Here is a 21206-nt window from a genome sequence, read left to right as displayed (position 1 = left end):
TCCTTAAAAAGAATTATTATAATCTAGTAGAAATTATGATTTGGATTTGTTATAGTTATTTTATAAGAGCATTACTATTCCATTTATAGGGGGAACTTACACATGACAAATGAACGTTTAACAACAATCACTGGTGCGCCAGTCGTAAGTAATGACGATTCACAAACAGCTGGTCGCCGTGGTCCAATTTTATTACAAGACGTATTTTTAATCGAAAAATTAGCCAACTTTAACCGTGAAGTAATTCCTGAGCGTCGTATGCACGCGAAGGGTTCAGGTGCTTTTGGTACTTTCACAGTAACTCAAGACATCACAAAATATTCTAAAGCAGCCATCTTCTCTGAAATCGGCAAAAAGACAGAAATGTTCGCACGTTTCTCTACAGTAGCTGGTGAACGTGGGGCTGCTGATGCAGAGCGCGATATCCGTGGTTTTGCATTAAAATTCTACACTGAAGAAGGAAACTGGGATATGGTTGGTAACAACACGCCTGTATTCTTCTTCCGTGATCCATTACACTTCCCAGACTTAAACCACGTTGTAAAGCGTGACCCAAAAACGAATATGCACAATGCCAATTCAAACTGGGATTTCTGGAGCTCATTACCTGAAGCATTACACCAAGTAACGATTGTTATGTCTGACCGTGGTATTCCAAAAGGCTTCCGTCAAATGCACGGATTCGGTTCTCACACTTACTCAATGATCAACGCTGCAAATGAGCGTGTATACGTAAAGTTCCATTTCCGTACACAACAAGGGATCGAAAATTTCACGGGTGCTGAAGCTTCTGAAGTAATCGGCAATGACCGCGAATCTTCTCAACGCGACTTATTCGAATCAATCGAAAAAGGCGAGTTTCCGATATGGAAAATGTACATCCAAGTAATGACTGAAGAACAAGCACGTAATCATAAAGATAACCCATTCGATTTAACAAAAGTTTGGTTCAAATCAGAGTACCCATTAATCGAAGTTGGTGAATTCGAGTTAAACCGTAACCCAGAAAACTACTTCGCTGATGTTGAGCAAGCTGCATTCGCTCCTTCTAACGTAGTGCCTGGCATTAGCTTCTCACCAGACCGCATGTTACAAGCGCGCTTGTTCGCTTACCAAGATGCAACACGTTACCGTTTAGGCGTGAATCATCACCAAATTCCAGTAAACACACCAAAATGCCCGTTCATGGTATATCACCGTGATGGTCAAGGTCGTGCTGATGGTAACCGCGGTTCAGCAGTTACGTACTATCCAAATAGCTATGGTGCCTTACAAGGACAACCACAATACAAAGACCCTGCACTAGCTCTTGATGGACCTGCTGATATCTATGATTTCAATGAAGATGACAACAACTACTTCGAGCAGCCAGGTAAACTATTTAACTTAATGAATGACGATCAAAAACAACAATTATTCCAAAACACAGCCAACGATATGGCGCCTGTTGAAGAATTCATCAAACGTCGTCACATCTTACACTGCTACTTAGCAGATCCAGCTTATGGTGAAGGTGTAGCAAAAGCGATGGGTCTTTCTTTAGAAGGAATGGACCTTTCAAACCCATACCTTACGTTAAATAATCAAATTTAATAAAGCGTCATTGATATCCACTTTGTACGCAATTAAGCCGCAAGCAAACACTACGTTTGTTTGCGGTTTTTCATAATACTTATCCACTTTTACCTATATTTTATGTATGATAAAACTATTAGAGTGATTCTGGAGGGAACCGTTTTGCAAGCGAAACAAATCAAACGACAACAAATGCTAAATGCCGCAAGAATGTTATTTACGGATAATGGTTTTGAGCGAACGACGATGCAAAAAATTGCCGACAATGCCAATGTTGGAGTTGCAACGTTATTTCGCTACTTTCCGAAAAAAGAGTTGCTTATAATTGAAGTAGTCAAAGAAGTTATCGAGGAAATGGTACCGCAATTTGAAGCCATCGCTCATGCTAGTAAATCTGGTTACGATAAAATAGAAGCGATATTAGATGCTTATATACAATATATTTTTTCAGCAAATCTACAAGCCGTCACGTTACTTGAAAGCTTTGAATACTACATGGCTTATAATCCAGTAGAAGAAAAGTTGCTTGATGAAATACGTCAATCTTATACAAAAATTGGGCGTCTTATCACACATTCCCTGCAACAAGGAAGCTCAGATGGCTCGATTACTTCACAAAAAGCAACGCACCTTACCATTCAAACCATTATGAATGTTTTTGGTACAGCTATTAAAAAACACGCATTTATAAGTCTTTTACCGGATACCATTGTGCCTATCCCTTCCAAGGAAGAACTTAATGAATTGAAATTTCTTATTTTATCTTATTTAAAAAATAAGGGAGATACCATGTAAATACAACATACACGTTATCTCCCTTTTAGCTTAATTAGATTCGATTAATTTGTTTATTTCAATTAACTTCGCAACAATTGCATCTGTTAAGTCTTGTGCAGTTTGTGGCACGAATTTCATTAAAATTTGATTGATCATTGGTCCCATCATACCGCCAGCTGTGATGTCAAGGTTTCCTGTCATAATCGTTTCAATGTCATTGACAGCTTCTGCCTTGAAATAGCCGCCACCTTTAAAATTATCCGACATCCCTGTTAAGTCGAAAATAACCCCTGATGGCTCGTTCCATTCTTTTACATCTATTTTTAATTTAACCGTTTTCTTCATGAAACCTAAGTCACCTTTAAATGCCCAAGTAGACTCATTTTCATTAATAATTTCATGATCGATATAGCCTGGGACAAGTGGTGCCCAGTTGTTCATATCTTTTACGAAATCCCAAATTTTGTTGATATTTAAAGGTACTGATACTGAATGTGTTCCTGCTGGCATGATAGTCACCTCTTAGTTTGATTTTGCTGCGTGTTCTCCTGCTAAATAACCGAATACCATACCTGGTCCGATTGTTCCGCCTGCACTTGGATAAATTGGGCCAAGTGGGTTTGCAGATGCATTGCCCGCTGCATATAAACCTTTAATTGGTTCACTGGCAAAGTTTAATACTTGCCCGTTTTCATCAATTTTTGGTCCGCCGTTTGTCCCTAATGCACCTAAATAGATTGGTAGTGCGTAGAATGGCCCTTTTTCGATTTTACCTAAGTTTGCTTCTGGGCTCGCGCCGCCGCCTGTTAAGTTTTCAAATTGTGTTGTACCACGACGAAAATCTGGATCTTTCTTTTGTTCGCAGTAGCTATTCCATTTTGCTACTTCATCTTCTAAGTTGACTGCGTTAACACCAATCTTTTCTGCTAATTCACTTAATGTTGGAGCTTGGTCTACCCACTCAGGAGCTGGATCACCAGGTGTCATCGTAATGATTAATTGACTATCTTTTAACTGTTGATCGAAAACCATCCATACTGGTGCTTCGTTCGGGAATTCGAACTCCACTGGATCGAAGTTGAAGAACGCACGTGGCATATCATTGTAAGTTGTCCCTTCATTTGTGAAACGACGACCATGCTTGTTAACAACGATTGAGTTCGGGCCGTTACGTCCGCCACCTAATTGCGCCATAACGTGATCTTCATATTCGAATGTTGGATCTACCATCGCTGGGTACCACCATGCTTCACTCATATTATCTAACGCCGCGCCAGCTTTCATCGCCATCATTAGCGCATCCCCTTCATTACCTGGAGGAGAAACTGGGTGCGTAATGTCCATTTTTAAGAATGCTTTTGTTAATTGTTTATTCCATTCAAAGCCACCTGAAGCTAAAATGACCCCTTTGTTTGCTTTGAAATATTTTGTCTCGCCATCAGAAGTTTCGGCGATGACACCGATAATTTCTTTGTCGTCACCTAAGACTAGCTCTTTACCCGCTGTATGTAATAACGTTTCCACACCACGGTCTAAACAGCCTTTAAATAATGCGGCGATTAATGCACGTCCCATCGTTACGATGTTGTTTTGCATACGCTCTGCAATCATTTGGAAGTCAATACCACCAACTGCCCCTCCTTCTGCTAATGTTAATGGTGGGAAGATTGGATTTTGACGTAAATGCATGCCCCACTCACCAATTTCGTCTAAATTAAATGGTGATGGATCTAATGAACGTGTCCCATTTTGTAATGCTTCTGGTAAGTTTTTATAGTACTCCGGATAGCCTTTTGGTGTTTCGAAGCGTAATGGTGTTTTGTCATGAAGTGCTTTAAATACTTCATGTCCTTTATCAACAAAGCGCTCAATCATATGATCTTCTGCGCGACCTAATGCTACGCGTTTAATAAAATTAACCGCTGAATCACGATCATCTTCAAAACCTGCTTCTTTCATATAATGATTTAACGGAACCCAAGGAACCCCGCCTGAATAAGCAGTCGTCCCACCGATTTGATGTGTTTTTTCCAACACTAAAACCGATGCGCCATTATCTGCTGCTGCTACTGCTGCTGATAAAGCAGCTCCCCCTGTACCTAGAACGATCACATCAACTTCTTTTTCCCATTGAATGTTTTGCATTTATATTCGCTCCCTTCGCGAAATGATAGTGTCACTATCAATTTAATTATGTTACATATACTAGTTTTTTTCAACTAATTAGAGAATATTTATGTATTTTAAAAGAAAAACGAAACTTTAATATTAGGCAAGCTTATTAAATGTTGTGTAGTTATAAATTTTTGTAGGTATAAATCAAAAAAATATCACAAAACAAAGAAAAGCCATAAAAAGGCGTAAACCTTTTCACAGCTTTTGTTTTGTTATACAAATAAAATATTCGAAATGTAAATCACGACTGTCACGGTTAAACAGCTAATAATCGTTGAAAATAGTACTGTTTGCGCAGCTGTTGCCGATTCAATGTCATATTCTAACGCTAAGCTTGAACTATTACGTGATGTTGGGAAAGCACTCGCGATAAATAATGATTGGGCCACAACCCCGTCTAAACCTAAAGCAAAGATGATAAGTAAGGCAATTGCTGGCCCAACAATTAAACGTGTAAAGCAGCTAACAAATACGGTCTTATTGAACAGCGTACGCATTTCAATGGTTGATAATTGTGCCCCTAATGTAATGAGTGCCACTGCCACAAACCCGTCCGCGATATGTTCAATCGGAATACTAAATGTTTCAGGAATCGGTATATCGAAAAAGTTTAAGATGGCCCCTAAAATGAGCGCATGCACAATCGGCATTTTTAAAAAATCTCGAATGATCGCTAACCCTGACTTCGTTGATGAAATGAGATTATAAAGTCCATATGTATACGTCGTCATATTTTGAAAAATGACGAGCATCACTTGAATCGCTACGCCAATTGGTTGCGTGGCGAAAATCATCTGAGCCACAGGGATCCCGTAGTTGCCTGAGTTTATGAGAACAACGCTATTTTTAAAAACAGCAGCCTCTTTCTTTTCAAGCTTCATGAATTTCGCTAAAAGCTGGCTTAATAACATTTGTGAGCCAATAAATAGCACGATGAATATCGTAATTTGCCCGATAACGCTCATTTCGACGGACGTTTCATAAATATTAATAAATACCGCTGCAGGCATGAAGCAATACGTAATTAATTGCGATAAAGCTTTTAAATTAAAATGTATTTTTCGCTGTAAAATCGCACCGATCACAAGTAGTACAAGTATGGGTGCAACGATTTTGAAGAAGATCATGGATAAATAGATCATGCGCTAAAACTCCTTTTTGTGCATGTTTCTTACTTTTTAATTATAGCGCATCCCTGTAGATGAAAAAAGACGCACCCAATGTTGGATGCGTCTTAACCGATTATAGGAAATCGATGGCTGTTAATGATTTATAAAGGAGCTCTGCGAATTGACCACGTGTTAGGGGTTCATTCGGGTTAAATTTACCATTGCCATCCAATACACCAAATAGCTCTAAAATCGCAATGCTTTGTTGTGCTTCAAACGTTACATTCGATACGTCTGTATAGTTTGTTTTTAACTCATTATATGCTTTTGATAAATCTTGATCTAAATAACGGTACATATTGGCAATAATAATCGCTGCTTCTTGTTTAGTGACCGTTGTATTAATACCGAAACGGCTTGAAGTAACACCGCTCATAATGCCCGCATCTTGTAAGGCTTGAGCACGACTAGCTGAAATAGCTGAACTTAAGTCTTGGTATTTCGTTTTCGTAGAACTTGAAAGGTCTAATGCCTTCGCAATTAAAGTTGCCACGTCCGCACGTGTTACTTGTTTTGTCATTTGAACTGAACGACCTGTCGTGCTGTACGTAATGCCGCGCTTCGCAAATTCACGCACCGCATTTCCTGCAGAAGAGGTACCTAAATCATTGTAAGTCACATTACTTGTTGCACCTTGGAAAATACCACTTGTTTTCGTACGGATCACAAAGTCCGCGCCATCTACTTTAAATGATGCTGCTGTTCCACTATTTGAAACGACACGCTCAATCATTTGATATTTACTGCTATTTAAAGCACTCTTCGGTACACGAATCTCCACGTATTCAGAGAACGTTTTCGCATTGTCGTTCTCTGTGAATTGAATAGTTAATCGGTTATTTGATAGCCCAACCGATACCCCCACTGTGCCTGAAGTACCTTTTAAATCGACCGTTGGTAAGACAATTTCTATCTCATCCGCTTTTAATGTCAACGTACGGTCACTTAAATTTTTCACTTGAGAAGACGTAATGCTCGCCATATAACGACCACTGCGATACGTCATTTCCTCATAGCTCGACCAAGTTGCCTCCGTTGGCAGATAGTTCGCTACATTTTTTTCCTCTGAATCATCTGGAATATAAAGAGAATCATAATTTGGCTTCGTGATTTCAATACCACCTGGCTTAATCGCATGAATATAGTCTGGGTAGTACGTGTGCACAAGCTCAATATACTCAGGGTCCTTCCACATCGTCTCTAAGCGCACTAATTTATCAAATGTTAGCACATGCTTTTTCGCCTCGTAGGATAAACGGTTGTAAAGAGCACGAGCTGCTGCAATTTGGGCTGTTGTAGAGTTACGATCAAGTTTATCCATATGCTCATCGAACGCTCCGGCTTCTAGTTTAGCTTGTTTGACGACGGTGTTTTGGTTTTTAACATGGTCCAGTGCATTCATAAGCTCTTTATAAGCACCTGACTTCATAACAACGTCTTTCGCAAGTAAGCTAAGTGAACCATATGCATTATAAATACTCGTAATTTGAGCTTCTGTGTATTTGTTTAAGTCGATTTTTTTGATGCGGTCGATCACCGGTTGAGCTTCTTTAGTTGCTGCTTCTAGTTGGGCTTCCATTTGTTTTTCGAAGGTTTCTAATAGCTTTAAAACATTTGCAGGAATTAATGCTTTTAACTCTTCTGGTAATGCATCATATTCTTCACGTAACGCCTGTATTTCTAAAGGTGTTGCATCATCACTTAATTCTTTAATTTTTTTGATGAGTTGTTCTACGGATTCCCCAGCTTTTTTGGTTTTAATGTCACTTAAATAGTCTTCAACTTTATCAATATTGACAATCTGATCTTTTATCTCTTGTGATAAGACACTATACTCATCTAAAATTTTCTGTAAATCTTCCTCTGAAGTTTTTTCATTAGCGGCTGCAATTTTTGCATTTAACGCGTCGATGAGTGCTTTACTTCCAGATACTTTTTCCCATAACTTTATCAATCTAGAATAGTTGTCTACATACACTTTTGCTTGACTACTTAAAGAGTCGTATAACTTCACAATTTCATGAACAGTCTCATAAGAGGCATTGTCCAGTAAATCGGTTATTTTAGTTTGTACATTTAATGCCGCAGTTCTGTCTTTTGCTTCTTTAACTATGGTTTCTAAGCCTTTAATTATTTGTAATTTTTGCGGATCAATAAATTGACTCTTACCATAAATTGAATCTGATTCTAGAAGTTCGTTATATAATCTCGACACCTCATTAATTTCAGAGTCAGTTGGAGGATCACTTAAAGCATCTACTGCACTTTCCAACGTAGTTATCTTATTATTTGATTTACTTAACTCACTATAGATTGTTTCGTATCTTGTCCACTTATTTTGAACATCTGCTGACAATACCGATAGGAAAACGGTTATGCCAGCATTACCTGCCAAATCTATTAAGTCTAAATGAACTTTATCTATGGCAGATTTAAATTCAGCATTACTTACAAATGACTCTCCAATATTTTTAATTAATTGTTCCGCTTCTCCAACATTTGAATTCAAATCACCTTCTACAATTTGTAGCTTATTAATAACGGATGACAATTTATCTCCAATTTCATTTCTCTTCTCAAGGCTGTTATTTGCTCCTAAAATTGAGGCCCACTGTGATGGCTTTAATGTAGAATAAACATTATTTGCCTTTTTCATATCTGCAATTAATTGTGTGGTAAATGATATATTTTCGATATTTGTAATTCCATTTAAAGTAGTTAGAAAACCATTAAACTCTGTAATAGTTGCCTTCATTTGTTCAGCTAAAGGTATTGCAGTAGTAATTGTATTTTTTTGTTGTTCCGTTAAGAATGATGTTAAATGTGGTTTATCTTTAATTTTCTCATACTCATTTTTAAGCGTTTCAACCATCGTTAAGTAATTTTCTGACTCAATATTTAATATGCCTAACGTATTTAGTATAGTTTGAATGCTAGTATCATCTGTTGATTCAATCGTATATGCATTGATAATGCTGATTGAAGTACTATCTATACCTTTTTTCATTAATGGACTTAAACTAGCATATCTTTTTTGAAGAATTTTTAAGTCTTCATAAAATGCCTTATTACGATTTGTTACCACTGTAGCTCTCGCAATAAATGCACTAATATCGTCATCCAATAGATCCATTTCTATTTTTTGTGCATTAGCATTTTTCAAAACTGAATAGTTAAAAACTAAATTCTTATTCGTCGAATTATTATAAGCCGCATTAGCAGTGTTTAAAGAATTTAAGAAAGTAATCAGGTTCGCTGAGCTATCTATAATCGTAGAATCTATTGTTTCAATCCTTTCAATAGCATCTTTCAAGTTTGAATCGTAAATTCCAATTAAATTAATTAATTCTGCCCATCCATTATTACTTTTATTTACATTCAGTTTTTCATTTTCTGTTAGTTGCGAGTATGCCTCTATTAACTTTTTAATGTTTCGTTGATATACTGCAATTCCATCATCATCTAAATCATTTTGATTAACTACAATTAATTTTTGTAAACTAGTGATTACTTCGTTCAATTTATCTACAGTACCCAAAGTAATCTGTTTTCTACCGCCTTCTGATAGATATGTTAAAAGATCACCTGATATAGTAAATGATTGAACTGGTTCTTTAACCATGAGTTCTAAATTTGTTAAATCATATTTATATAAATACTTTCTATCGCTATCATTGATAAAATATAAAGTTGAGTTATGTTCCTTGATTTTACCAATCCCTGATGTCGCGGAAGAAATAATTTGAGTTTCGGTTGGAACAGCACCTAAAGTTAATTTGATAATTTTACCATTACTAGTTTCCTTTGAATAATATAAAGCTGATTCGATTTCAACAGGATTTACAATATTTTTAAATACATTATTTTGATATGAAGAAAATGTTGAAACTCCTGTATTACCAAAGTAAATATCTCTTCCACCTAAATCCGTTAAAAAATTTTGGTAAATTAAATCATTACTTTGAGAATTTGTATTATCATCTGCTGCAACATCTAAATGGTACCAGTCAGATTCAACTTTCACTGCATTCCATGAGTGAAGTTCACCGTTAGACATTCCATAAACATAACGTACGTCTACTCCCATCTCTTTAAGGAATATATACGTCCACATTGCATATGCATGTGATGATAACCCACCATTGTTTACTTTAATTTGCATTAAACTATGGTTATTTCGGTTAATGAAAGTTTGGTTTACTAAATGATCATGAACAAATTTTATTTTTTCAATAGTACTCATGGTATTACTGATAACAGACCAATTAATTTTTGTTAATTCCGATTGTAGATAAACATCAATAACCTTTTCATTTATTGGATCTTCTAAATAGTTAAAATCAAACTCTAATTTTACTGAATCCTCTGTAGCTGAAGTTACTTTTGTGGCTTTCACTTTAACTTTATTCATATTTCCATATAGTCTCGTATAATCAAACTCTGAATTTGGTGTATTTAATAAATCTTTCTTTAATGCTTCAAAAATCTCTTCGACAGATTTTTGAGAAGTTGTGATGTCTGGTGCATTATATGTAACCGTAAGCTTACCAGTTACTCCCTTCATTGCATTAAAAATTTCAGTTTGTAATGCCTCTTTATTTGTAATTACTACTTCATTTGCAACTGATGTTGGACTATATCCAGCCGAATCATTTACAAACTCATTTTTTATCTCAAATGTTATAGAATCCTCCGCAGCCGACACTTCCCCCGCCACAATAACACTCGCTGGAATCGCAACCAAAGCTGCTAATATTTTTTTCGATTGGTTCATGTATAAAACATCTCCTTCTCGGTTTCTTATGTACAAAAAATTCGTTACCCTTTATATCGGTTTCTATCCAAATTTTAGAATAAAAATTGCACAATAACTATGAAAAAAGAGCCTATTCTTTTGAATAGACCCTCCATTTTCTAAATTTCATCATTTTAGCGCATGTATCTTTTTCGTCAGTTTTAGAAATTTCGTATAGTCTGATTCTGAATGATTAACCATTCGCTACTATTTGCAGGCACCTAAAGAACATGTTACTGTAAATTTAATTCCAAAGAAAAGGAGCCATACCGATGAAGCGATTTAGTGTGATTTTTCTTAGCACCGTACTCTTCTTATCTTTCTTACCATTTACTAACACCACCTATGCTGCAAAACAGCTATTCAAAGATGTTCCCAATAACCATTACGCATATACAGCTATTAAGTGGGCCTATGATTTCGATATTATAAGCGGCTATCCAGATGGCACTTTCCGTCCAAATCAGCCTATAACCGAGCAACAATTCGCTCATATTTTAGTTAATTATTTTGATCTTGAGCCTACTAACAACGCACTTCAAAAATATACGAAAAAACCACTTTCATCCGACCCAAACTACAATACATTAGCAGCTTATCAAGTGCCATTGAACGGCTATTTCGATAATACCATTCGCGAGCAACCCATTAAACGTGGCGTTGTTGCCCAAGCGATTGCGTATGTAGCAGAAGGGAAAGCTAATTTAAACCAGTCCATTCGCTTTTTAGTAGACCACGGGATCTCGTCCGGCCAGTATCCACAGTATGAATATACAAATTTAGCGAAGTTTTACGGTGCAACGAATAATTTAACACGCGCACAAGTCGTAGCACTATTCTTCAATTTACAATCGAAAACCTACTTTTATATCTCAGATCCAGCTGAAAACAGTTATAGTAATCCCAATGGCGTTGCTCTAAATACAAGAGCAAACAACGCACGAAACGCAGTTGACTCATCATTACGTAAAGGAAAAAACTGGTCCCTAACCCCAGATAAAAATCCAAGCAAAACATGGAACGGGGATTATTCATACGAGTCAGATGCTACCGATTCAAAAGGTCGTTTCTTAACGATTACAAATAGCACAAAAAATAGTTTCTCTGTTGCATACAATACGTTTGACGGTTGGGCTTCTGGTTCTGCAGAAGGAACAGCAACGATTGTATCCGATACAAAGGCACGCATGTCAAAGACCAGCAATGGTGACCGTTGTATTATTGAATTCCAAAAACAAGGTACTGGCATAAAAACTACTGAGTTTAACTGTGAAAATGCACGTGACAAAGGTACAAATTTCAATGGCATATTAAAACGTTAATTAAACTAAAATAACAGGCTACTTCAATTTGTACAATTGAAGTAGCCTGTTATTGCTTATCTTATTCACATTTCCTTAGAAATTTATACTTTCTTATCCACTAGAACAAAAAAGCACACCGCAAATGCGATGTGCTTCTTTATATATATGACCCGTACGAGAATCGAACTCGTGTTACCGCCGTGAAAGGGCGGTGTCTTAACCGCTTGACCAACGGGCCAATGGCTCCGAAGGTAGGACTCGAACCTACGACCTGCCGGTTAACAGCCGGATGCTCTACCAACTGAGCTACTTCGGAACAATTTATATGGTGGGCCTAAATGGACTCGAACCATCGACCTCACGCTTATCAGGCGTGCGCTCTAACCAGCTGAGCTATAGGCCCATATAAAAAATATGGTGGGTTTGGACGGAATCGAACCGCCGACACTTAGAGCTTCAATCTAATGCTCTACCAACTGAGCTACAAACCCACTATAAAATTTCATAAAAAAATGGCGGTCCCGACCGGGATCGAACCGGCGATCTCCTGCGTGACAGGCAGGCATGTTAACCGCTACACCACGGGACCAACATTAAGTAAATTATGAAAATGGAGGAGGTAGAGGGATTCGAACCCCCGCGCGGTTTAACCCGCCTGTTAGTTTTCAAGACTAATCCCTTCAGCCAGACTTGGGTATACCTCCGAAGAAAAAAATAAATATATGGTGGAGCCTAGCGGGATCGAACCGCTGACCTCCTGCGTGCAAGGCAGGCGCTCTCCCAGCTGAGCTAAGGCCCCATTATAATGGTCGGAATGACAGGATTCGAACCTACGACCCCTTGGTCCCAAACCAAGTGCTCTACCAAGCTGAGCTACATTCCGAATTTGTCATTTCATTTAAAAATATATGGTGCGCTCGACAGGACTTGAACCTACAACCTTCTGATTCGTAGTCAGATGCTCTATCCAATTGAGCTACGAGCGCTAAATTTTTTGTTTAAAGTAAAAATGGTGCCGAGGGCCGGAATCGAACCGGCACGGTGATCACTCACCGCAGGATTTTAAGTCCTGTGCGTCTGCCAGTTCCGCCACCCCGGCATTTTTTTGGAGCGGAAGACGAGGTTCGAACTCGCGACCCCCACCTTGGCAAGGTGGTGTTCTACCACTGAACTACTTCCGCAAAATGCATAAGATATTTTTATTCTGACAGTTATGAAATTAAAAACTGGTGTGCCATGAAGGACTCGAACCTTCGACCCTCTGATTAAAAGTCAGATGCTCTACCAACTGAGCTAATGGCACTCTATAGTGGTGCCGGCGAAAGGAGTCGAACCCTCGACCTACTGATTACAAGTCAGTTGCTCTACCAACTGAGCTACACCGGCACTATAGAAATGGTGGAGGATGACGGGCTCGAACCGCCGACCCCCTGCTTGTAAGGCAGGTGCTCTCCCAGCTGAGCTAATCCTCCATATATTCTAGCGAAGCGACGTCCTACTCTCACAGGGGGAAACCCCCAACTACCATCGGCGCTAAAGAGCTTAACTTCTGTGTTCGGTATGGGAACAGGTGTGACCTCTTTGCCATCATCACTTCACTATGACATGGATGTCATGTTAAAGAACATCCGTGTATATGTAGAAAGAATTGTTCTTTCAAAACTGGATAAACGTTTCATTGAGTTGTGCAATAAAATGTGGTTAAGTCCTCGACCGATTAGTATTCGTCAGCTCCATGTGTCACCACACTTCCACCTCGAACCTATCTACCTGATCGTCTTTCAGGGGTCTTACTTACTTGCGTAATGGGAAATCTCATCTTGAGGGGGGCTTCATGCTTAGATGCTTTCAGCACTTATCCCGTCCACACATAGCTACCCAGCGATGCTCTTGGCAGAACAACTGGTACACCAGCGGTGTGTCCATCCCGGTCCTCTCGTACTAAGGACAGCTCCTCTCAAATTTCCTACGCCCACGACGGATAGGGACCGAACTGTCTCACGACGTTCTGAACCCAGCTCGCGTACCGCTTTAATGGGCGAACAGCCCAACCCTTGGGACCGACTACAGCCCCAGGATGCGATGAGCCGACATCGAGGTGCCAAACCTCCCCGTCGATGTGGACTCTTGGGGGAGATAAGCCTGTTATCCCCGGGGTAGCTTTTATCCGTTGAGCGATGGCCCTTCCATGCGGAACCACCGGATCACTAAGCCCGTCTTTCGACCCTGCTCGACTTGTAGGTCTCGCAGTCAAGCTCCCTTATGCCTTTACACTCTTCGAATGATTTCCAACCATTCTGAGGGAACCTTTGGGCGCCTCCGTTACTCTTTAGGAGGCGACCGCCCCAGTCAAACTGTCCGCCTGACACTGTCTCCTACCCCGCTAAGGGGTATGGGTTAGAAGTTCAATACAACCAGGGTAGTATCCCACTGACGCCTCCTCCGAAGCTGGCGCTCCGGAATCTCTGGCTCCTACCTATTCTGTACAAGTTGTACCAAAATTCAATATCAGGCTACAGTAAAGCTCCACGGGGTCTTTCCGTCCTGTCGCGGGTAACCTGCATCTTCACAGGTACTATAATTTCACCGAGTCTCTCGTTGAGACAGTGCCCAGATCGTTACGCCTTTCGTGCGGGTCGGAACTTACCCGACAAGGAATTTCGCTACCTTAGGACCGTTATAGTTACGGCCGCCGTTTACTGGGGCTTCAATTCGCAGCTTCGCTTGCGCTAACCACTCCTCTTAACCTTCCAGCACCGGGCAGGCGTCAGCCCCTATACGTCACCTTACGGTTTTGCAGAGACCTGTGTTTTTGCTAAACAGTCGCCTGGGCCTATTCACTGCGGCTCTTCATGGCTATTCACCTTAAAGAGCACCCCTTCTCCCGAAGTTACGGGGTCATTTTGCCGAGTTCCTTAACGAGAGTTCTCTCGCACACCTTAGGATTCTCTCCTCGACTACCTGTGTCGGTTTGCGGTACGGGCACCTCTCACCTCGATAGAGGCTTTTCTTGGCAGCGTGAAATCAGGAACTTCGCTCATACGAGCTCGTCATCACAGCTCAACGTTAAAGTATGCGGATTTGCCTACATACACGCCTTACTGCTTGAACAGAGACAACCAACGCTCTGCTTACCCTATCCTACTGCGTCCCCCCATTTCTCAAACGGTGAGGAGGTGGTACAGGAATATCAACCTGTTGTCCATCGCCTACGCCTATCGGCCTCGGCTTAGGTCCCGACTAACCCTGAGCGGACGAGCCTTCCTCAGGAAACCTTAGTCATACGGTGCATGGGATTCTCACCCATGTTTCGCTACTCATACCGGCATTCTCACTTCTAAGCGCTCCACCAGTCCTTCCGGTCTGACTTCAACGCCCTTAGAACGCTCTCCTACCACGCATCCATACGGATGCATCCACAGCTTCGGTGAATCGTTTAGCCCCGATACATTTTCGGCGCAGTGTCACTCGACCAGTGAGCTATTACGCACTCTTTAAATGATGGCTGCTTCTAAGCCAACATCCTGGTTGTCTAAGCAACGCCACATCCTTTTCCACTTAACGATTACTTTGGGACCTTAGCTGGTGGTCTGGGCTGTTTCCCTTTTGACTACGGATCTTATCACTCGCAGTCTGACTCCCGTGTATAAATATCTGGCATTCGGAGTTTGTCTGAATTCGGTAACCCGAGATGGGCCCCTAGTCCAAACAGTGCTCTACCTCCAGTATTCTCAATCACGAGGCTAGCCCTAAAGCTATTTCGGAGAGAACCAGCTATCTCCAGGTTCGATTGGAATTTCTCCGCTACCCACACCTCATCCCCGCATTTTTCAACATGCGTGGGTTCGGGCCTCCAGTAAGTGTTACCTCACCTTCACCCTGGACATGGGTAGATCACCTGGTTTCGGGTCTACGACCACGTACTAATTCGCCCTATTCAGACTCGCTTTCGCTGCGGCTCCGTCTTCTCAACTTAACCTCGCACGTAATCGTAACTCGCCGGTTCATTCTACAAAAGGCACGCTATCACCCATTAACGGGCTCTAACTACTTGTAGGCACACGGTTTCAGGATCTATTTCACTCCCCTTCCGGGGTGCTTTTCACCTTTCCCTCACGGTACTGGTTCACTATCGGTCACTAGGTAGTATTTAGCCTTGGGAGATGGTCCTCCCAGATTCCGACGGAATTTCACGTGTTCCGCCGTACTCAGGATACACTCTGGAGGGAATGAACTTTTGACTACAGGGCTTTTACCTTGTTTCGCGGACCTTTCCAAGTCGCTTCGTCTAGCTCATTCTTTTGTAACTCCGTATAGAATGTCCTACAACCCCAAAGAGCAAGCTCTTTGGTTTGGGCTCTTCCCGTTTCGCTCGCCGCTACTCAGGGAATCGAATTTTCTTTCTGTTCCTGCAGGTACTTAGATGTTTCAGTTCTCTGCGTCTGTCCTCATCACGCTATGAATTCACGTGTAGATACTATCCGATTAAAGATAGTGGGTTCCCCCATTCGGAAATCCCCGGATCAAAGCTTACTTACAGCTCCCCGAGGCATATCGGTGTTAGTGCCGTCCTTCATCGACTCCTAGTGCCAAGGCATCCACCGTGCGCCCTTATTAACTTAACCAAAAGTTTAGTTAAACTTGAACAAGTTCAAGATTTAAGTTTGCACGTCAATTACTTGACGTTTGTGATCTATTATTACTAATAGAAAATTTGTTTATTGCTTTCAATGTCGTTTTATCCAGTTTTCAAAGAACAAAGCAGCTGACTTCAATCACATCGTGAATAAGCTTCGCTGAATTTGCTTCATGCAGCTTTGCGACAATAGCGCTAGCGTAAGGAGCAAATATTTTTTTGAAGTTTTTCATCTTTCGATGAACCTTCAAAACTGAACAGCAAACGTTAATGTTTCATTCCCCGAAGGAATGATTCCGAAAAATCCTTAGAAAGGAGGTGATCCAGCCGCACCTTCCGATACGGCTACCTTGTTACGACTTCACCCCAATCATCTATCCCACCTTCGGCGGCTGGCTCCACAAGGGTTACCTCACCGACTTCGGGTGTTACAAACTCTCGTGGTGTGACGGGCGGTGTGTACAAGGCCCGGGAACGTATTCACCGTGGCATGCTGATCCACGATTACTAGCGATTCCGGCTTCATGTAGGCGAGTTGCAGCCTACAATCCGAACTGAGAACGATTTTATCGGATTAGCTCCCCCTCGCGAGTTGGCAACCGTTTGTATCGTCCATTGTAGCACGTGTGTAGCCCAGGTCATAAGGGGCATGATGATTTGACGTCATCCCCACCTTCCTCCGGTTTATCACCGGCAGTCTCCTTAGAGTGCCCAACTAAATGATGGCAACTAAGAACAAGGGTTGCGCTCGTTGCGGGACTTAACCCAACATCTCACGACACGAGCTGACGACAACCATGCACCACCTGTCACCGTTGTCCCCGAAGGGAAAACTGTATCTCTACAGTGGTCAATGGGATGTCAAGACCTGGTAAGGTTCTTCGCGTTGCTTCGAATTAAACCACATGCTCCACCGCTTGTGCGGGCCCCCGTCAATTCCTTTGAGTTTCAGTCTTGCGACCGTACTCCCCAGGCGGAGTGCTTAATGCGTTAGCTGCAGCACTGAGGGGCGGAAACCCCCCAACACTTAGCACTCATCGTTTACGGCGTGGACTACCAGGGTATCTAATCCTGTTTGCTCCCCACGCTTTCGCGCCTCAGTGTCAGTTACAGACCAGATAGTCGCCTTCGCCACTGGTGTTCCTCCAAATCTCTACGCATTTCACCGCTACACTTGGAATTCCACTATCCTCTTCTGCACTCAAGTTCCCCAGTTTCCAATGACCCTCCACGGTTGAGCCGTGGGCTTTCACATCAGACTTAAGGAACCACCTGCGCGCGCTTTACGCCCAATAATTCCGGACAACGCTTGCCACCTACGTATTACCGCGGCTGCTGGCACGTAGTTAGCCGTGGCTTTCTAACAAGGTACCGTCAAGGTAGCGCCAGTTACTACGCTACTTGTTCTTCCCTTGCAACAGAGTTTTACGAACCGAAATCCTTCTTCACTCACGCGGCATTGCTCCATCAGGCTTTCGCCCATTGTGGAAGATTCCCTACTGCTGCCTCCCGTAGGAGTCTGGGCCGTGTCTCAGTCCCAGTGTGGCCGATCACCCTCTCAGGTCGGCTACGCATCGTTGCCTTGGTGAGCCGTTACCTCACCAACTAGCTAATGCGCCGCGGGCCCATCTTACAGTGACAGCCGAAACCGTCTTTCAATAACTCTCCATGAGGAGAAAAATATTATTCGGTATTAGCTCCGGTTTCCCGAAGTTATCCCAATCTGTAAGGTAGGTTACCCACGTGTTACTCACCCGTCCGCCGCTAAATCAGAAGAAGCAAGCTTCTTCGTCATTCGCTCGACTTGCATGTATTAGGCATGCCGCCAGCGTTCGTCCTGAGCCAGGATCAAACTCTCCATAATAGTTAGTTTGAAAGCTCATTTGCTTTGCTAGCGTATCAACTAAAAGTTGATATCTATTTTTGCTTCATTTAAGAAGCTTTGTTTCATTAACGTTGCTTGTTCAGTTTTCAAGGTTCATGTTGTCGTCGTGTTGACGACCTTTAATATATTAACATGTTAACTTCTCAATGTCAACATTTTTTAATATTTTTTATTTTATTTCGTTCGTTGTAAGCGTTTGTTGCGCTTCAACGTTTATTAATATACACCTGTTGTTGTTAGTAATGCAACACTTTATTAAAAGAAAAAATTTTCAAATTATTATACCAGTAAAATAATTATAGTTCTTTCCTATTTAATTATCATTAAAAAAATCTCAACTTCCTTTGCCTTCATTTTTTAAAAACCCCCTTTCAATATAAAAAAACTCGAAAAGGCAAATTCACTTTTTCGAGTTTTTTAATAAGTAAGCCTGATTTTTGATTAATTTGTCGCTTTTACATTTTGAAATACGTTAACTAAAAATATTAAAATAGCAACTGCGAAGCCGATTCCTCCACCAGATACGCAAACTTCCATCAACGCATGAGGGAAATCAGTATGAATTAACATCATTCCAGCGAATAAAAATGGTAAAGAAATGTTTTGCACCCAAAAATGTATAACTCCTAAATTACTATTCCCTGCTCTAGGGTACAAGGTATATATAACACCAATTAATCCTGTGGATAGCCATCCTACTACGTTAATATGTGCATGTGTTGCTCCCCACTGTAAATCAATCGTATAGTGCATGAAAAGGCCAAATAGAATCCCAATAATTAAGTAACAAACCGAAACTTTAATCCATTTCGCTCCCATTATTAATCCTCGTTTCTTCTTACTTATTTTCATTTCCCTATTTCCTACTCACAGTTACTAAATTTACAAATTTACCTTTAATCCGATAGTTTCACTTTCAAAGTTTCAATTTTTAAATTAGTCACACAATACTAATTCGCATATAATTCATATAGAAAGGAGTGTTTTTATGAAAGAAACATTTATCGACTATGTGAAAAAAATGCAGAATTATTCTGAGGCGCTTGCGGTTATATTCTGGGATATGCGTACAGGTGCACCGAAGAAAGGTTTACCGCAGCGTGCAGAGGTTATTGGCACATTATCTTCTGAGTTATTCGCACTGCAAACAAGCGACGAGCTTGGGGCAATGCTTACACAACTTGAAAACGAAGAGCTAGACTACGTAACGCGTCGTCTTTATGAAGAAGTCAAAAAATCCTATGATGAATCGAAGAAAATTCCTGCAGATGAATACAAAGCCTATACCATTTTAAAAGCAAAATCAGAAGCAGCGTGGGAAGAAGCAAAGGCAAAATCAGATTTTCAAATTTTCCTTCCTTACCTTAAAGAAGTCATCGTGTATCAAAAGAAATTTGTACACTATTTGGGCATCAAAAACGGCTCGGCTTACAACACGCTATTAGATCAATATGAGCCTAACATGACAACGGATATGCTCGATCGATTATTTGGCGAGTTGAAAGAAACAATCGTTCCTCTTGTAAAAGCGATTCAAGCTTCACCAAACAAACCAGATACATCGGTGTTATTTAAGCATTTCCCGAAAGCTGGTCAACACACCGCCTCACTTGAACTACTAACGCAGCTTGGTTATGACTTCGACGCAGGTCGCTTAGATGAAACGGTACACCCATTTATGATTGGTTTAAATAGCGGTGACATTCGCGTTACAACAAAATATGATGAAATGGACTTCCGCTCAGCTATTTTTGGCACAATTCACGAATGTGGTCATGCTTTATATGAACAAAACATCGACCCTAAGTTAAACGGCTTACCGCTATCTACTGGAGCATCCATGGGTATTCATGAGTCACAATCATTATTTTACGAAAACATCCTTGGACGTAACGAGAACTTTTGGAAGCATAACTTTGCTGTATTACAAAAACACTCACCAGAACAATTTGGGCAAGTACCTGTAGAAGAGTTTCTAAGAGCTATTAATTTTTCAGAGCCATCATTTATTCGTATTGAAGCAGATGAGTTAACCTACCCACTACATATTATGATTCGCTACGAAATTGAGCGTGAAATTTTCAATGGTGACTTACAAGCAGAGGACTTACCACGTGTTTGGAATGATAAATATGAGGAATATCTTGGCATTCGTCCAGAAAATGATGCTCAGGGTGTACTACAAGATATGCATTGGAGTGACGGAAGTTTCGGCTACTTCCCAAGTTATGCACTTGGCTTCATGTATGCTGCACAATGGAAGCATGCGATGGATCAAGATATCCAAAACTTCGACGAGCTATTAGAACAAGGCAATCTTACGCCAATTTTACAGTGGTTAACTGAAAATGTTCATCAACATGGGGCATTAAAAAAACCAAATGAATTGATTGTTGAAGGTACTGGTGAAGCATTATCTGCTCACTATCTTGCAGATTACTTACAGCAAAAGTACACAAAACTTTATCAACTTTAGTCATCGAGCCACGTTTCTTCATTGAAACGTGGCTTTTTACTGAACAAAAGTGCTAAAGCATCCCGTTAAGCCCCGACAAGCTTAGGAGGGGTCGAAAAGCTCGAGGGGCTGGGGCTTTAGCCTAGACGTGAAATATACTTTATTTAAAAGTTATCTACAATACGATACATTTATAATTTCCTTATCAATAAAAAGACCCCTTACTCATTAAAAGTAAAGGGCAAATCAAGTAGGAGAATTTATGAGAAAAACGGATTCACTGTAAAAAAGAGCCTTTCTACAATTATCTAGACATAAAAAGAGAAAGGCAAAAAGTGGAGAAACCTTTAGTATATCCAAATCTTCTTGGATTACTAAATACAGTTATACCTTTCAAAGGTTAAAATTAGGTTAAAAAAAAGAAATTTTTTTAAA

General features: G+C 40.6%; 9 protein-coding genes, 14 tRNA genes and 3 rRNA genes. 4 read left to right on the top strand and 22 right to left on the bottom strand.

What is annotated here, in order from left to right; all coding sequences use genetic code 11:
- Nucleotides 1-102: 102 nt before the first annotated feature.
- Together DCE79_RS01105 and DCE79_RS01100 are read left to right on the top strand one after the other, a co-directional pair.
- Nucleotides 103-1593 (top strand): catalase, encoded by a 1491-nt coding sequence (locus DCE79_RS01105; RefSeq protein WP_108711306.1) that lies wholly within the window; start codon nucleotides 103-105, stop codon nucleotides 1591-1593.
- A gap of 144 nt (nucleotides 1594-1737) precedes the next feature.
- Nucleotides 1738-2370 (top strand): TetR/AcrR family transcriptional regulator, encoded by a 633-nt coding sequence (locus DCE79_RS01100; RefSeq protein WP_159083031.1) that lies wholly within the window; start codon nucleotides 1738-1740, stop codon nucleotides 2368-2370.
- A 30-nt stretch (nucleotides 2371-2400) separates the two neighbouring features.
- On the opposite strand, the gene DCE79_RS01095 is transcribed toward DCE79_RS01100, so the two are convergent.
- The 4 genes from DCE79_RS01095 to DCE79_RS18680 all read right to left on the bottom strand — a co-directional run bounded on the left by DCE79_RS01095 (nucleotide 2401) and on the right by DCE79_RS18680 (nucleotide 10470).
- On the bottom strand, nucleotides 2401-2862 hold the full coding sequence (locus DCE79_RS01095) for an SRPBCC family protein (RefSeq protein WP_108711304.1): 462 nt from the start codon (nucleotides 2860-2862) through the stop codon (nucleotides 2401-2403).
- A 12-nt stretch (nucleotides 2863-2874) separates the two neighbouring features.
- Nucleotides 2875-4497, bottom strand: coding sequence for an FAD-dependent oxidoreductase (locus DCE79_RS01090; protein ID WP_108711303.1), 1623 nt, complete (start codon nucleotides 4495-4497; stop codon nucleotides 2875-2877).
- A gap of 242 nt (nucleotides 4498-4739) precedes the next feature.
- Nucleotides 4740-5669: an AEC family transporter gene (locus DCE79_RS01085; RefSeq protein ID WP_108711302.1), complete on the bottom strand. Its 930-nt coding sequence runs from the start codon at nucleotides 5667-5669 to the stop codon at nucleotides 4740-4742.
- Nucleotides 5670-5769: 100 nt separating this feature from the next.
- On the bottom strand, nucleotides 5770-10470 hold the full coding sequence (locus DCE79_RS18680; protein WP_234417303.1) for an S-layer homology domain-containing protein: 4701 nt from the start codon (nucleotides 10468-10470) through the stop codon (nucleotides 5770-5772).
- 293 nt (nucleotides 10471-10763) lie between these two features.
- On the opposite strand from DCE79_RS18680, the gene DCE79_RS01075 reads away from it, so the two are divergent.
- A complete protein-coding gene (locus DCE79_RS01075) occupies nucleotides 10764-11813 on the top strand; it encodes an S-layer homology domain-containing protein (RefSeq protein WP_108711301.1) in 1050 nt (349 codons plus the stop codon).
- 148 nt (nucleotides 11814-11961) lie between these two features.
- Here DCE79_RS01075 and DCE79_RS01070 read toward each other — a convergent pair.
- The 18 genes from DCE79_RS01070 to DCE79_RS00985 form a co-directional block, all read right to left on the bottom strand.
- A tRNA-Glu gene (locus tag DCE79_RS01070) sits at nucleotides 11962-12033 on the bottom strand.
- A 2-nt stretch (nucleotides 12034-12035) separates the two neighbouring features.
- Nucleotides 12036-12111 (bottom strand) — tRNA-Asn (locus DCE79_RS01065).
- Between the two features lie 10 nt (nucleotides 12112-12121).
- Nucleotides 12122-12198 (bottom strand) — tRNA-Ile (locus DCE79_RS01060).
- A 12-nt stretch (nucleotides 12199-12210) separates the two neighbouring features.
- Nucleotides 12211-12286, bottom strand: a tRNA-Phe gene (locus DCE79_RS01055).
- Nucleotides 12287-12308: 22 nt separating this feature from the next.
- Nucleotides 12309-12384: transfer RNA gene (locus DCE79_RS01050), tRNA-Asp, on the bottom strand.
- Between the two features lie 22 nt (nucleotides 12385-12406).
- Nucleotides 12407-12499 (bottom strand) — tRNA-Ser (locus tag DCE79_RS01045).
- Nucleotides 12500-12518: 19 nt separating this feature from the next.
- Nucleotides 12519-12594: transfer RNA gene (locus DCE79_RS01040), tRNA-Ala, on the bottom strand.
- Nucleotides 12595-12601: 7 nt separating this feature from the next.
- Nucleotides 12602-12678, bottom strand: a tRNA-Pro gene (locus DCE79_RS01035).
- Between the two features lie 26 nt (nucleotides 12679-12704).
- Nucleotides 12705-12781, bottom strand: a tRNA-Arg gene (locus tag DCE79_RS01030).
- 24 nt (nucleotides 12782-12805) lie between these two features.
- Nucleotides 12806-12894, bottom strand: a tRNA-Leu gene (locus DCE79_RS01025).
- Nucleotides 12895-12901: 7 nt separating this feature from the next.
- Nucleotides 12902-12976 (bottom strand) — tRNA-Gly (locus DCE79_RS01020).
- 46 nt (nucleotides 12977-13022) lie between these two features.
- Nucleotides 13023-13098: transfer RNA gene (locus DCE79_RS01015), tRNA-Lys, on the bottom strand.
- A 7-nt stretch (nucleotides 13099-13105) separates the two neighbouring features.
- A tRNA-Thr gene (locus tag DCE79_RS01010) sits at nucleotides 13106-13181 on the bottom strand.
- 10 nt (nucleotides 13182-13191) lie between these two features.
- A tRNA-Val gene (locus DCE79_RS01005) sits at nucleotides 13192-13267 on the bottom strand.
- A 10-nt stretch (nucleotides 13268-13277) separates the two neighbouring features.
- Nucleotides 13278-13393, bottom strand: a 5S ribosomal RNA gene (gene rrf, locus DCE79_RS01000).
- A 99-nt stretch (nucleotides 13394-13492) separates the two neighbouring features.
- Nucleotides 13493-16420, bottom strand: a 23S ribosomal RNA gene (locus tag DCE79_RS00995).
- Between the two features lie 322 nt (nucleotides 16421-16742).
- Nucleotides 16743-18295 (bottom strand): 16S ribosomal RNA (locus DCE79_RS00990).
- The 16S, 23S and 5S rRNA genes sit together here with 14 tRNA genes alongside, the layout of an rRNA operon.
- A 462-nt stretch (nucleotides 18296-18757) precedes the next feature.
- Entirely contained in the window at nucleotides 18758-19135 is a 378-nt protein-coding gene (locus DCE79_RS00985) for a hypothetical protein (protein WP_108711300.1), read from the bottom strand.
- Nucleotides 19136-19304: 169 nt separating this feature from the next.
- Between DCE79_RS00985 and DCE79_RS00980 the strand changes: the two genes are divergently transcribed.
- Entirely contained in the window at nucleotides 19305-20792 is a 1488-nt protein-coding gene (locus DCE79_RS00980; RefSeq protein WP_108711299.1) for a carboxypeptidase M32, read from the top strand.
- Nucleotides 20793-21206: the final 414 nt, after the last annotated feature.

The organism is Lysinibacillus sp. 2017 (assembly GCF_003073375.1).
In the GTDB taxonomy this organism is placed as follows: domain Bacteria; phylum Bacillota; class Bacilli; order Bacillales_A; family Planococcaceae; genus Solibacillus.
This window is presented reverse-complemented; position numbering and strand designations above follow the sequence as displayed.

Coding starts and splice junctions, on each gene's coding strand:
- DCE79_RS18680 (WP_234417303.1), bottom strand. CDS start 10,470: ATGAACCAATCGAAAAAAATATTAGCAGCTTTGGTTGCGATTCCAGCG.
- DCE79_RS01085 (WP_108711302.1), bottom strand. CDS start 5,669: ATGATCTATTTATCCATGATCTTCTTCAAAATCGTTGCACCCATACTT.
- DCE79_RS00985 (WP_108711300.1), bottom strand. CDS start 19,135: ATGGGAGCGAAATGGATTAAAGTTTCGGTTTGTTACTTAATTATTGGG.
- DCE79_RS01075 (WP_108711301.1), top strand. CDS start 10,764: ATGAAGCGATTTAGTGTGATTTTTCTTAGCACCGTACTCTTCTTATCT.
- DCE79_RS01090 (WP_108711303.1), bottom strand. CDS start 4,497: ATGCAAAACATTCAATGGGAAAAAGAAGTTGATGTGATCGTTCTAGGT.
- DCE79_RS01095 (WP_108711304.1), bottom strand. CDS start 2,862: ATGCCAGCAGGAACACATTCAGTATCAGTACCTTTAAATATCAACAAA.
- DCE79_RS01105 (WP_108711306.1), top strand. CDS start 103: ATGACAAATGAACGTTTAACAACAATCACTGGTGCGCCAGTCGTAAGT.
- DCE79_RS00980 (WP_108711299.1), top strand. CDS start 19,305: ATGAAAGAAACATTTATCGACTATGTGAAAAAAATGCAGAATTATTCT.